Raw genomic sequence first — 13,299 nt, 5'->3', positions numbered from 1 at the left:
TGAGCGCAAATTACAAGTCGTTTTCTTGACACTGCCTGCTTTTCGCTCTAAACTGTAAGAAAAGAAAGGAGCGTTTATCCATTGAAAAAAGAAAACCGACATTTTTTGCTGTACAGCCTGCTGCTGGCCTTTGTTTTCCTGGCAGTCTGCTCCAAATCTTCCTTTCTTTATCCGTTCAATGACTGGTACGATGCCAACGACTTCCTGACCCTGGGAAAAGGCATGCTGCACGGTCTCGTTCCCTACCGGGATCTGTACGAGCAGAAAGGCCCCATTCTGTATGCGGCCCACGCCCTCTGTGCCCTTGTTCCCGGCCCGGCCTTTCTTGGCGTCTATTTTCTGGAGGTGGGTGCGCTCACCTGCTTCTTATATCATATGTCAAAAATCATCCGCCTCTATCTGCGCCCTGCTGCCGCTTACGGCATTCTTCCGGTGCTGTGTGCCCTGCTGCTCTCCGCGGAAAGCTTCTGTCAGGGCGACAGCGCAGAAGAACTGTGCGCAGCCCTGCTGGCGGTGACCCTCTATCACACCCTGGCCTATTTCCGGGAATATCAGGGCCGTCCCATGCCCTACGGCATTCTACTGATAGACGGCGTGCTGGCCGGATGCATTCTCTGGGTAAAATATACCCTTCTGGGCTTTCATCTGGCCTACATGGCTATGCTCTTTTTCCTCTGTGTCAAAGACCGGAAGCTTCTGCGGGGCATCAAGAGCTGCTTCGTCTTCCTGGGCGGCATGGCAGTTCCCACGGTACCGGTGCTGCTCTATTTTGCAGGAAATCACGCCCTGGGCAACCTGTTCCAGGTGTATTTTTACAACAATATTTTTCTCTATGACAGTGAAAAATCTGCCGGTATCGCCAGTCTCCTGCTGACGATCCTGCTGCGCACCGGAGACACCTTCCTGCGCAACATCCAGTTCTCCGTTTTCACCATCCTTGGCGTGGCCGGTTTTCTCCTGTCCCGCCGCTTCCTGTCCGGCAGAGGAAAAATCGTGCTGGCCGCCGAAGCCATCCTGCTGGCCTTTTTCGTCTACACGGGAAGCAATTTCCCTTATTACGGATATATTTTCAGCATCTTCCCGGTGCTGGGCTTCGTCGCTCTGGGAAGCGGCATCGGTTCCCTTCTGGAAAAACTGCCCCGAAAGGACCTGCTGCCCCAGACCATGGGCGGCCATTTCCCGAAAATGCTGCCGGAGGCGCTGCTGGCGATCATCTGTCTCGTATTTGCTTATTATAAAAGCCCCAACACCGCGGATATCGGCAAATCCCCGGACAGCCTGGTGCAGTATCAGTTCGCAGCCATCATCAACGAAAGCGAACAGCCTACCCTGCTGAACTACGGCTTTCTGGACGCCGGTTTCTACACCGCCGCTGATGTGCTTCCCACGGAAAAATATTTCCAGATGCAGAACATTTCCTCCGAATCCTTCCCGGAAATGATGGACGCCCAGGACGCCTGCGTGCGGGAACAGCGGGTGGAATATGTGGTGGTGCGCGGGGAGGAAGTGCCCGCGTTCATGCTGGAATACTATACCCCGGTGCAGGAAGCGCGGCAGACGTACGAAGGGGCGCATGTGCTGTATACCCTGCTTCGAAAGAAGTAACCGTTCAGACGCGCCATTCGCAGCTACTTTCTGCTCATATTTTTTTAATATCTTTACAAACCCCTTGCGCTATGCTATACCAGTAATTACCAATCAGGAATATGGAATTGGCGCGAAGGGGATTTTTACCAATGGAGAACAGGGAGACTATTTCAAATCCGATCACAGAAGGTGTCATCTGGCGACAGCTTCTGAATTTTTTCTTTCCTATTATTATAGGAACTTTTTTCAGCAGCTATATAACACTGCCGATGCTGTCATCGTGGGTCGTTTCTTAGGGAAAACAGCGCTGGCCGCAGCCGGGGGATCCACAGCAGTACTGATTAATCTGGTCGTACTCTTTTTTATTAACCTTTCCTCCGGCGCTTCTGTCGTTATTTCCCAGTTTTACGGCGCTCGGAAACTGAAAGAAATGTCCGACACGATCCACACGGCCATCGCCATGGCGCTGGTGGGCGGACTGCTCATCTCCATCTTCGGCATTTTTCTGACACCGCCGGTACTGCGGGCCATGCACACGCCGGATGACGTGCTGCCGCTGGCCATCATTTATCTGCAGATTTATTTCGGCGGCATGATCGCCGTTCTTGTATACAATGTGGGCACTGCGATTTTGCGGGCGGTGGGAGATTCCAGACGGCCGCTGTATTTCCTGATCGTGGCCTGCGCCATCAACGTGGTGCTGGATCTTTTGCTGGTAAAAGTGATCCCCATGGGCATTGCAGGGGCTTCTCTGGCAACGGTTCTGGCCCAGATCATCAGCGCTCTGCTCGTGATCATCACACTGGTGCGCACAAAAGAAGCCTACAAGCTGACCCTTCGAAAGATCCGGTTTGATTTTCCGATCCTTCGACGCATCATTTATATTGGATTTCCGGCGGGCGTACAGTCTTCCATGTTCCAGCTTTCCAACATCCTCATTCAGGCAACCCTGAATGGCTTCGGCACGGACGTGGTGGCAGGATGGACGGCATTTAACAAGATCGACGCCCTGTACTGGATGGGGAGCAACGCCTTCGGCGTTTCCATCATGACCTTTGCCGGGCAGAACTTCGGCGCGGGCAAATTTGACCGGATCCGCAAAAGCAGCCGCATCTGTCTTGCCATGGATGCCGCATACTCCCTCTTCCTTTCGGTTATCATGATAGTATTCGGGCGCGTCCTGCTGATGATGTTCAGCACCGATGCTGTGGTTATCTCCAACGGCTACCAGATCCTGCTGACGATGGCGCCCTTCTATATTACTTATATCTGCGTGGAAATTTACTCCGGCACCATCCGCGGTGTGGGCAATACGGTGATCCCCATGCTTATAACCTGCTTCGGCATCTGTGTGCTCCGTGTTCTGTGGATTTTCTTCTGGATGCCGGCACATCACACCGTGCGCATGCTGGTCAGCAGTTATCCGCTGACCTGGATATTTACATCGTTTTTATTTGTACTTTATTATTTCCGGGGCCACTGGCTCAAACATTGACATATATAAGGAGGCACAAATTATTATGAAAATCATCAAACAGATTGGGATCGTCATGGGCCTGTGCTGGATCAGTCTTGTGATGGAAAAACTTCTCCCGTTCTCTTTTCCGGCAAGCGTCATCGGCATGATCCTGCTGCTGATCTGTCTGTTCACCGGCATTCTCAAGCTGGAGCACATCCGGGAAAAATCAGACTTTCTGCTGTCTAACATGGCCTTTTTCTTCATTCCCGCCGGTGTCAGCATGATCAATTATCTGGATATCCTCATAGAGAATCTCGTTCCCATTCTGGTGATCAGCGTTGTCAGCACCTTTATCACTTTCATCGCAGCCGCACTTTCCATCCGGCTGACCCTGAAGCTTATGAATGGAGGGAAGCATCATGCGTGATATTTTTGCATCGCCGTTTTTCGGCATTACCATCAGCATCCTGGCCTTTTTCATCGGGCTGGAAATCCAGAAACGCACCAGGATAGCCCTGTGCAATCCACTGCTTCTGGCCATCATTCTCGTCATTGTTTTTCTGAAAATTTTCGGCATCCCCTATGACGATTACAACGAAGGAGGCGCCATTATCAACATGTTCCTGGCTCCGGCCACAGCCTGCCTGGCCGTATCCATCTACACGAAACGGCGGATCCTGAAGGAAAGCTGGCTGCCCATTCTGGTGGGCTGCACCGTGGGATGCCTGGCTTCCATGGGCAGCGTCCTTGTTATGTGCCATCTATTCGGGCTGGATGAGGCCATGACCGCATCCCTCACCCCGAAATCCGTCACCACCGCCATCGCCATCAGCGTAGCGGAGTCTCACGGCGGCATCGCGCCGGTCACGGTTGTAGCTGTGCTGCTCACCGGTATCCTGGGCAGCATCATCGCCCCGGTGATGATCCGGTTGCTGCGCATCAAAAATCCGGTTGAAGTGGGCATTGCCATCGGAGCCTGCAGCCATGCTGTGGGCACCTCCAAAGCCATTGAGATCGGTGAAACCGAGGGGGCCATGAGCGGGCTCGCCATCGGCGTGTGCGGGATTATCACGGTTGTGCTATCGATGTTTTTATAAAAGCTCAGTCATCCGTACTGTGGGCAGGATTCATGCTTACATGAGAGACTGACCGCAGAACAGGATGAACGGAGCGCCACGTAATGAGCAAAAATGAGCTGCAGCGCAGCGGAGAGCATCAAAGATGCGGTTTTGCGAATGGCGCGGCTGAGCGACTATTATCTGCGACAACAATTCATAAAAAATGTCATCCGCCTATTTTCGCGGGTGGCATTTTGTTGTATACTTATGTTCAGAAAAACGACCCACGGGTCGCTGACTGGAGGGAATCAAATGCGTGACAGTTTGAAAAAATTAAAAACTTCTTATAACTGGATCTCTTTTGGATATGTGGTGCTGGGCCTGGTCTTCCTGTTCTGGCCGGAGCTTTCTCTGATGACGCTGTGCTATGCTTTCGGCATTCTGACCATCGTATACGGCATCGTTCACCTTATCGGCTATTTTGTCCGGGATCGGCTGATCTCCGTTTTCCGCTATGATCTGGTCATCGGCATCATCGCCGTGGCGCTGGGCATCATGATGCTCATCCGACCGCAGTACATCGTCAGCATTCTGCCGATCCTGCTGGGTATTTTTATCATCCTCAGCAGCATTATGAAGATTCAGAATGCCATTGACCTGAAACGGGTAGATTATCCCCGCTGGTGGCTCATTCTCGTGTTCGCACTGATTTCCATTGCTCTGGGCGCGATCCTCATCTGGAACCCCTTCGCCGCAGCCAGCACCCTGATGATGTTCGTGGGCGCCAGCCTGTGTGCAGACGGCATCATGAGCCTCTGGAGCATGTTCTGCCTGACGCGCAGCGTCCGCCGGGTAGAGAAAAAACTGAAAGAAGAGGAAGAATACCGGAATATGGAACGGGTAGACGGGGAAGTTGTGGAGGATACAGATTTAACAGATCGATGGTAGGTAACAACTTTGATACATCGCCGTTTTACAATCATGGCCAAACCCACAAAGGAGGTTTGGCCATGTTTCGTCTTTCCAGACACCCAATTTTTACATTTTTTCTGTGTGCATCCTTTTTCGCCGGATTCTGGCTGCCCGAGGCCCATTCCCAGGCAAACGCTTCTGACAGCACACTGCACGCGCAGGAAATCTTCCATGCGACTTCATCCGGCACTGCAAATTCTAATGGTAGCAACACCCTCGTTCACGGGAATACGTCCGCCGGAATCTCCCTGGTGCCCGCTGACAGTCTCACTTATGAAGAAAAGCTTGCCGTCATAGAGAGCAACGACCTTTATCCACAGGACATGGTAACTTTTGCGCAGAAATACCCACAGACCGTCGATTACGTCTACAACTATCCACAGCACCTGTCCGAGACATCGTCCACCTCGAAGCATTCATCAGAAGACTTTCTGGAAACCGATGCAGCAAACGGACGACTGGCAGAAGACGCTGCACAGCAACCGCTGCCCGCCACGACCAACGAGGCAATTTCCATCGATCTATCCGTGGAAGCTTCCACCCCCGGCGTTCCCCTGCTGCTCCAATGGGATACCCGCTGGGGCTATCGCTCCTATGGAAGCGGCCTCATCGGCTACACCGGCTGCGGCCCCACCTGTCTGTCCATGGCAGCCATTTCACTGACTCATAATGCCCGCTACAACCCTGCCTATGTGGCCGACCTTGCCACCAACTACGGTTATGTCGTCCCGGGAAGCGGCAGTAGCTGGTCGCTGATCAGTGAGGGCTGTGCGTTGCTGGGGCTCTCCGCCCGACAGCTCTCTCTCAAAGAAGACCAGTTGAAACAGGCGCTGGACAGCCATTGCCCCATCATCGCCGTGGTCGGCCCCGGAGACTTCACCTACAGCGGGCATTTCATCGTCATCACTGGCTACACTGCACAGGGATTCACCGTCAATGACCCCAACAGCCCGGAAAACAGTGCAGAATACTGGAGCTTCGGGCAACTAAAGGGACAGATCAAAAATCTGTGGGCAATGTCCAAACAATAGCCTTACATAGGCAATTACAGAACAATCAACCTTTTTTCATCTATGATGAAGGATTCTGCTAGGCATAGTGTCTCAAGCATTTACCAGTCACCCGATATGGCTTCTTGTTGCACTATGCCAGACATTCGTTTTATGCATTTGTAGATTGGCTAATCTCTTCAATTTTCAGCAGCTCTTCTTCTGAGAAACCGGTATTTTCCATTGCTTTGATATTATCCAAAATCTGCTGTGGTTTGGATGCGCCGATGAGCACACTGGTCACTTCCTCCTGCCGCAGCAGCCATGCCAGCGCCATCTCCGCCAGTGTCTGACCGCGCTGCAAAGCAAGAGCGTTGAGTTTTCTCACCTGCTGGATGCGGCTGTTCACCGTATCTTCTTTCAGAAAACGGCCATCAGTACGGATGCGGCTGTCCGCCGGAATCCCGTCCAGATAACGGTTGGTCAGCATGCCCTGTGCCAGCGGGCTAAACGTGATCAGACCTTTGTGCAGCTTTTTTGCCATCTCTTTCAACCCATTCTGCTCAATCGTCCGATCAAAGATCGAGTACCGGTTCTGGTTGATCACAAACGGGCAATGCAGCTCCTGCAAAATCTTTACCGCCCGTTCCAGTGTGGGCCCGTTATAATTGGAAAGTCCCACATAAAGCGCTTTCCCACTGGTGACAGCCTGGGCCAGCGCACCCATGGTTTCCTCCAGCGGTGTCTCCGGATCCATCCGGTGATGATAGAAAATATCCACATACTCCAGTCCCATCCGCTGCAGACTCTGATCCAGGCTGGCCAGCAGATGCTTGCGGCCGCCCCAGTTTCCATAAGGGCCATCCCACATCACATATCCGGCCTTGGTACTGATGATCATCTCATCCCGGTACGCTGACAGTTCTTCTCTCAGCATTCTTCCGAAATTCTTCTCCGCACTGCCCGGTGCCGGCCCGTAGTTATTTGCCAGGTCAAAATGTGTGATCCCATGGTCAAATGCCGTAAAACAAAGCGCCTTCATATTGTCATACACACCCGTATCGCCAAAATTGTGCCACAGTCCCAGCGACACCTCCGGTAATAGCAGACCGCTGTCTCCGGCCCGGTGATACCGCATTTCCTCATATCTTTTTTCAGATGCCTGATACATCATTTTCCCTCCTGTCTGTTGTTAGTCACTGCTCTACCTCCCGCAGCAGATCCTCCGCCCGCACGCCGAACAGCCGTGCCAGTGCGAACAGATTAGACGTGCTGGGATCTGACGCCCCGGTCTCCCACTTGGACACCGCCTGCCGGCTGACTCCCAGCGACTCCGCCACAAACTCCTGCGTCATCTTGCAGCTCTCCCGATGCGCTTTGATGACCTCCCCCAGTGACCTTCGAAGCAGCCGTTCCTCCGGCGCTGTATTTTTCGTCCGCAGATATTTCAGCAGCGCCATCACCAGAAGAACAAAGAGAAACAGAATTCCTCCGTAAATAAGCAGTCCCAATACCAGTATGACTGATGCTCCTAACATAGCCATTGCCTCCTTTGATTGTTCTTTTCACCAAATGTACCAGCCGATTGACAAAAAGTCCACCAACCACAGCGCAACTAAAACGCAACCACTCCGTATTACCGGCAAATACTGCCGGACTGGTGCCACTGGTATACCCATCCCTTACAGTATACGCAAAAATGTAGGGTACCACAAGGTGGTTTCCAATAAGACAGTATGAGAACAATACTGGCATAGGTTAGCTGCCGTACAGAAGCGCGACAAGAAAAAAATTGGCGATACTTGGTTTTCATAACCAGGTATCGCCTTTTCTATCTTAAACAGATTGTTTGAATTTTATTGGAGATACATATATGCTTTATCCGACATTTCGACCACTTACTTTATCATCCCTTCTGCATACAATTGAATTCTATTATTTTTATGAAAACATACAATTTTTATAAACGCCAAACAGAAGTTGAACAGATAATGTCTGCTTAGATCGCTTTGGCGATCCAGTTTCGGCGGAGTCTTTCCACTTCATTATTTTATTGGGATCATCATCATAGTTTATAGAAGGCAGACCGATAGAATCGTAGCTATATTTGTATGTATGATAGTTCTTACCTTTAGTTTCCTTTGCAATAATCTCCATTATCTTAGCCATCGCACTGCCCCCTTTGACGCCATTCGTTTGTGGTCGCAACCCATTCTTGATTGAAAGTATCCTTATTGATTGCTGCCACGATTGGTTTTCTCAAAAAGCATCTGATTGTACGCAGAACGGTACTATAACTATCGGTTTTTATATCAATTTTCCGACAAAATGCCTTCCACTTTTTCTGCATAGCTTCGTCATTCTCAAAATCCATCACTTGTTCGAACTGCTCAACGGTGAATACATGTCCACGATTTTCAAAAGTTTTTTTCAAAGCTTCGGTTAAGACAACACCATCAAAGTCAAATTTATTGGCAAGATAATAAATATCATAGTAATCCTTCATCCGACTGGAAAACTCCATCAGATTGAGAATGGCATCTATTTTTTCAGCAATAGTTGTTTCAAGAGAGTATGTGTTTACCATAGGAGCTGCAAAATCCGCCAGCTGGGTCGGAATCTTGCGCTTTTCCTGATTTGGCACGATGACATCTCCCACACCAAAGTCAATGCTGAATGGGGTTTTAGTGTTCTTAATCCTTGCGACTAAGGAAGCACCGATGCCGGCATATTTTTTTGCTACAGCAATAGGCGCAATATTTGTGATTTCAAATGTCACAAAATCATTACCTGTTGGTGTGGCGATGATATCTTCCAGAACTTTTTTCAGCTTTTCCGGTGTATTCGAAACTTTCCTGAGCAGGAAATCTACATCTACCGTCACACGGCTGTCAAAGCCGGTAATGGAATAGATAAACAATCCACCTTTTAGAACAAGGTTTTCTGCATATTGGGACTTCTCCAACCTGCGGAGAAATTCTTCCTGGCAGAAAAGCTGCAGACAAAGCTGGTAGCTCCTCCCGGTTTCCTTACCTTTATTCTTTAAGAGTGCCAGTACAGACGCAGCAGTATCAGCCATTCAGCAGCACCTCCATCAACTCAGTAACCTTTTTGTGTACTCTTAACTTCTTTGCATATCCAGAAAGGTTTCTCAAGTCTTTTTTTGAATCATTCACATAGGCATTCAATGCCTTGTTGAAGATTTCATTGTCCAATCTTGAACGATATTTGAAGCAATCGCAGATTGTACGCTCTCGGTCATATACAGGTAGCATGACGCCGTTAAAATCGGCAGTTGTTTTGCCCAGTTCATATATTTCTGATTGCACATAGTAAGTTTGCAACTCCAGTGCATCTATATCCAATTTTGTTCGAGACATAGATCTCGGAACAGCAATCGACCATTTCCGAGGTGCAAAGTCACTATAGCCATAATGAAAAAGAGCCGATTCCACACAAATAATTGCCTTTGGGATCAATGCTGCAATAAGCTGTTCTTCAGAAGATGTGTCCCAATCGGCAAGTTGATAGTATCCGTGTCGAATGCGTTCAAGGTATCCGGTGTTACAAAGATTCACAATGTCGACAGCGGGTATGCCAGCTGCAACAAAATCTGATGTTTTTGCAATACCGCCCTTTTCTATAATTACTTGTTTTGAAAGAGTTTTCTTATCCACATATTCACCAACTTTTTATTAAAACCCACACACACTCAACTTGTTTTTGTGCTTATATTTTATTATATCATTCAAATTGAATTAATCAATAATTTCACGCACAATTTTATAACTTCTGTGTATGAAATTTCAAATCAAATGTGTTTCTCCGTCAAAGCTGCTTTTGCATGGGGTATAACCTGAATAAACTGCACGCAAAAATCCAGAAGGAGCGAACCAGAACGTATTTATTTGAAGTACAGTCAGCCTAAAATATGTAAAAAAACAAAGGCTTATTAAAGTACGGCAAAAAACCGGGATGAAATCCAGAAAAATAGATTTCATCCCGGTTTATGTCTATAACGGCAGAGGCTGCCGCTCAAGCATCTATTGTTGATGATTTTGCGACAGCACCTCATTCTACCTTATCTGCATTTTCTACGCTTGAAGAACAATAACGTTATTACTCCTGCAAGGGAAATGACCGTTACCATACCCCACAGCAAAATATTTGTACTGTCGCCTGTCTTAACTGCTGTATCTGACTTTGTAGAAGTAGTAGGCTGTTCTTCGTTGGAAATCATAGAAATGACTGCTGTTTCTTTATAATCACAACGTTCACAAACACGTTCTTTTTTGCCTGTTTCTGTGGTTGTTGCTTCCTTGATGACTTTCCATTCTCCCCACGTATGACCTGTCGCATCTACTTCGTTTCCTTTGTAGCTATGGCCACAATTCCTGCAAGTATATGTCGTATATCCTTTCTCTGTGCAACTAGGTGGTGTAACAACTGCAACATAATCATGTCCGTTTACAGTAAACTGTAGCTCCGTTGTTGCTGTTTTAATATTATCCGCTGTTACAGTAAGCGTTGCCTGATATACACCTGCTGCTAGACTATCTTTTGGTGTTACTGTTACTTTTATAGTATCGCTTGGCTGGATAGTTATAGTACCGTCGCCAATCAACTCGAACTTATCCTTATCTGTACCCGTGATAGATATATCGATATTCTCTAAATCAATATTTCCGTCATTTGTAATCGTAAATTCCTTTGCGATAATTGGTTGATATCCTACGCAAGTTCCTGTAAATGTTCCGTTACCACTTAAAATCATGCTGTAAACTTTCTTTGTTGCAGGTGGCAGTGTGATATTCACATCACTTATCGGCGTACCTGAAATGGCAAAACCATTTTTAGTCATTTTTGTTACTGTCAATCCGTTCAAACCTTGGATTCTGTCCTCATAACCATCCGGAAGAAAATATCCGTCAACAGCTTCCACTATAATATCTGTAATTGCCGTGTTTGGAACAACTTCCTGCACACCATTATTCGATGTGATATTCAATCCCGCACCCGCAACAATATTCACAGCAGTTTCTTGTTCTTTCTCTGCCAAAGCCGCATATGTGATTCTATTTGCTGTATCTGTTGTTTCCAGCCATATCTTGCAATTCGCAAAATTATCTAAATTCATACCACTTGCAGAAACTTCTGTTTCATTCGTAATTTGTTTCGCATACGCACCATTGCTGTTTTGCGAAACCAGATATGTACCATTTGGAACATCTGTTAAGATAACCTTGCTATCATCATAAGAAATCACAGCTGAACCTAGGTTCTTGCTATACTTACTGGCGTCATAGCGTAATGTAAACGCTCCATCTCCATCCGTATCCTGCAGTGTTAAATTACCTGTAGATGTTGCTGTCGGAACAGCCGATGCAAAAAGAATCGTTGATGAATTCAGTTCAAAAGCTGGTCTTATGTTTTCTAAAGAATCATTGTTTGTTTGCGCTCCATTAAAAGCAGGATAATTCTTAGAAGGCCACGCGGTCAAAACATTACTTCCATCATTCGGATCATCATTACTAACAAATGGTGAACGAATCCAAAATAATTCAAGAATAGATTCTCCCCAATAACTTGGATCGATACGAAGACCGTCATTCAAATCATTTGCGCTGTTCTTTCCCACAGTAATGTGATTATAATCTTCTTGGTCTCCATAAGCCAAATACAGCTTCTCCGTTGTGGAATAGACGCTGTTGTTTTTCGTATCATCCGTATAAATCGTTGTTTCGTTTATCAGTGCCTGTTCTGAACCTGTAAAAAAAGAAGTTTCCATCTCTTTTAAGGTAACATTCCTTATATAACTCGCTCCGTAATGATTCGGGAAAACTTCTGCCGGTTCTCCATTAGGATAGGTACAGTTCCACTTATCATCATATGTTTTATTGGCCATATAATTTGATTCAAATTGTACTCCATCTCCCATAGAACTTGCAGAAAATAACGTTAAGCTATTATTACTTTGACTTCCTGCAATCCACCACTGTTGATTGTTGTTTCCGAAATAGACTTTTGCAGGGTTTTTCACTCCGTCATTATCATTTGTATCATAGCTTTTTAATTCTTCAACAGTTGAAAACTGCTCTTTCGTTGGCGATTGATTTTCTTCTGCATGAACGCTGGTACTAAATGCCGGAAACATAGTCAATACCATTGCACTTACCAGCAAAAATGAATAAGGCTTTTTCAAATAGCTTTGTTTCATATTTACTTTCTGCTCCTTTCCTTGACTTTTCTCAAAAGGTACACCTTTTGCAAAAAATATAATCTGGCAATCTTAGCAAAAATAACATCTTCAAAGCTGTTCTAAATGATTAATTTATTGAAAAAACAGGCGTTTTCAGCTATATTAGATAGTGATATAGTGGATATTAAAAGGTGTACCTTTTAATAGTTCAGAACAGACTATTTCTGCTGTAATAAGCGATATTCTCTTAATTTCCTATAAAACGTAGCTCCACTCATTTTGCACACTTCCAAGACTTCCGACAAAGGAAGCCTTTTCTTTTCCCATTTATAGACAAGTTCCCCAAAATTCTCTGGAAGTACAATTTCTGGTCTGCCAAATTTTACGCCCTTTGCTTTCGCCACTGCTATGCCCTGTGCCTGTCTTTTTCTGATGTTCTCACGCTCATTCTGCGCAACAAATGATAGTATCTGTAACACAAGATCAGCAATGAATGTGCCCATTAAATCTTTCCCATTCCTTGTGTCCAATAAAGGCATATCTATGACGCATATATCAATCCCTTTTTCTTTCGTCAGTATTCGCCATTGCTCCTGTATCTCAAGATAGTTCCTGCCCAGACGGTCAATACTTAGTATATAAAGTAAATCGCCTTGTTTCAGCTTTCTGACCAGTTTTTTATATTGCGGACGCTCAAAACTATTTCCAGACTGCTTGTCTATGTAGATATTTCTAGAAAGTACATTTCTTTTTGCCAATTCGACAATTTGTCGTTCCTCGTTTTGGTCTATGCTGGAAACCCGTACATACCCATAAATCTGTGCCATTTATTATCAATCCTCCTTTGCTATGGATATAAAGAAGTGTCATAAACAAAAAAGCACCTTACTGTAAAAGTAAAATGCCTCGCTAAAATATATTCACTTGTTATCATTATTTGATTTCCGCCATTGAGAAGATACGCCTTAGCTCACAGGTTGTAAAGAGTGTTAACACATTGCGTTGCAACAGGCTCTTGACAAGCTGTGAGCTAAG

Annotated in this window: 14 protein-coding genes; 7 read left to right on the top strand and 7 right to left on the bottom strand. The window is 46.6% G+C overall.

Annotated features, from left to right (window positions below; genetic code table 11):
• The first annotated feature begins 81 nt into the window (after window positions 1-81).
• The 7 genes from RJD28_01780 to RJD28_01750 all read left to right on the top strand — a co-directional run bounded on the left by RJD28_01780 (window position 82) and on the right by RJD28_01750 (window position 6,107).
• Entirely contained in the window at window positions 82-1,605 is a 1,524-nt protein-coding gene (locus RJD28_01780) for a hypothetical protein (protein ID WNV58314.1), read from the top strand.
• Between the two features lie 262 nt (window positions 1,606-1,867).
• Window positions 1,868-3,082, top strand: coding sequence for an MATE family efflux transporter (locus RJD28_01775; protein WNV58313.1), 1,215 nt, complete (start codon window positions 1,868-1,870; stop codon window positions 3,080-3,082).
• Between the two features lie 25 nt (window positions 3,083-3,107).
• A complete protein-coding gene (locus RJD28_01770) occupies window positions 3,108-3,473 on the top strand; it encodes a CidA/LrgA family protein (protein ID WNV58312.1) in 366 nt (121 codons plus the stop codon).
• A complete protein-coding gene (locus tag RJD28_01765; GenBank protein ID WNV58311.1) occupies window positions 3,466-4,143 on the top strand; it encodes an LrgB family protein in 678 nt (225 codons plus the stop codon). The genes RJD28_01770 and RJD28_01765 overlap by 8 nt, the downstream gene beginning before the upstream one ends.
• A gap of 83 nt (window positions 4,144-4,226) precedes the next feature.
• Window positions 4,227-4,424, top strand: a complete 198-nt coding sequence (locus RJD28_01760; protein WNV58310.1) for a hypothetical protein — start codon at window positions 4,227-4,229, stop codon at window positions 4,422-4,424.
• Window positions 4,417-5,052 carry a DUF308 domain-containing protein gene (locus tag RJD28_01755; GenBank protein WNV58309.1) on the top strand — a complete coding sequence of 212 codons (636 nt, stop codon included), beginning with the start codon at window positions 4,417-4,419 and terminating at the stop codon, window positions 5,050-5,052. The genes RJD28_01760 and RJD28_01755 overlap by 8 nt, the downstream gene beginning before the upstream one ends.
• 62 nt (window positions 5,053-5,114) lie before the next feature.
• Window positions 5,115-6,107, top strand: coding sequence for a C39 family peptidase (locus tag RJD28_01750; protein WNV58308.1), 993 nt, complete (start codon window positions 5,115-5,117; stop codon window positions 6,105-6,107).
• Window positions 6,108-6,237: 130 nt separating this feature from the next.
• Here the strand turns inward: RJD28_01750 and RJD28_01745 are convergent, their stop codons facing one another.
• The 7 genes from RJD28_01745 to RJD28_01715 all read right to left on the bottom strand — a co-directional run bounded on the left by RJD28_01745 (window position 6,238) and on the right by RJD28_01715 (window position 13,091).
• On the bottom strand, window positions 6,238-7,236 hold the full coding sequence (locus RJD28_01745; protein WNV59535.1) for an aldo/keto reductase: 999 nt from the start codon (window positions 7,234-7,236) through the stop codon (window positions 6,238-6,240).
• A gap of 25 nt (window positions 7,237-7,261) precedes the next feature.
• On the bottom strand, window positions 7,262-7,603 hold the full coding sequence (locus RJD28_01740) for a helix-turn-helix transcriptional regulator (protein WNV58307.1): 342 nt from the start codon (window positions 7,601-7,603) through the stop codon (window positions 7,262-7,264).
• 403 nt (window positions 7,604-8,006) lie between these two features.
• Window positions 8,007-8,234 carry a hypothetical protein gene (locus RJD28_01735; GenBank protein WNV58306.1) on the bottom strand — a complete coding sequence of 76 codons (228 nt, stop codon included), beginning with the start codon at window positions 8,232-8,234 and terminating at the stop codon, window positions 8,007-8,009.
• On the bottom strand, window positions 8,227-9,144 hold the full coding sequence (locus RJD28_01730) for a nucleotidyl transferase AbiEii/AbiGii toxin family protein (protein WNV58305.1): 918 nt from the start codon (window positions 9,142-9,144) through the stop codon (window positions 8,227-8,229). The genes RJD28_01735 and RJD28_01730 overlap by 8 nt, the downstream gene beginning before the upstream one ends.
• Complete coding sequence (locus RJD28_01725) at window positions 9,137-9,742, bottom strand: type IV toxin-antitoxin system AbiEi family antitoxin domain-containing protein (protein WNV58304.1); 606 nt, start codon at window positions 9,740-9,742, stop codon at window positions 9,137-9,139. Before RJD28_01725 ends, RJD28_01730 begins: the two co-directional genes overlap by 8 nt.
• Window positions 9,743-10,146: 404 nt before the next feature.
• Window positions 10,147-12,282 carry a hypothetical protein gene (locus tag RJD28_01720; GenBank protein WNV58303.1) on the bottom strand — a complete coding sequence of 712 codons (2,136 nt, stop codon included), beginning with the start codon at window positions 12,280-12,282 and terminating at the stop codon, window positions 10,147-10,149.
• 200 nt (window positions 12,283-12,482) lie between these two features.
• On the bottom strand, window positions 12,483-13,091 hold the full coding sequence (locus tag RJD28_01715) for a recombinase family protein (GenBank protein ID WNV58302.1): 609 nt from the start codon (window positions 13,089-13,091) through the stop codon (window positions 12,483-12,485).
• Between the last annotated feature and the right edge of the window lie 208 nt (window positions 13,092-13,299).

The organism is Oscillospiraceae bacterium NTUH-002-81 (assembly GCA_032620915.1).
Classification (GTDB): domain Bacteria; phylum Bacillota; class Clostridia; order Lachnospirales; family Lachnospiraceae; genus JAGTTR01.
The sequence above is the reverse complement of the archived record's forward strand: the minus strand, read 5'-3'. Positions and strand labels throughout refer to the sequence as shown.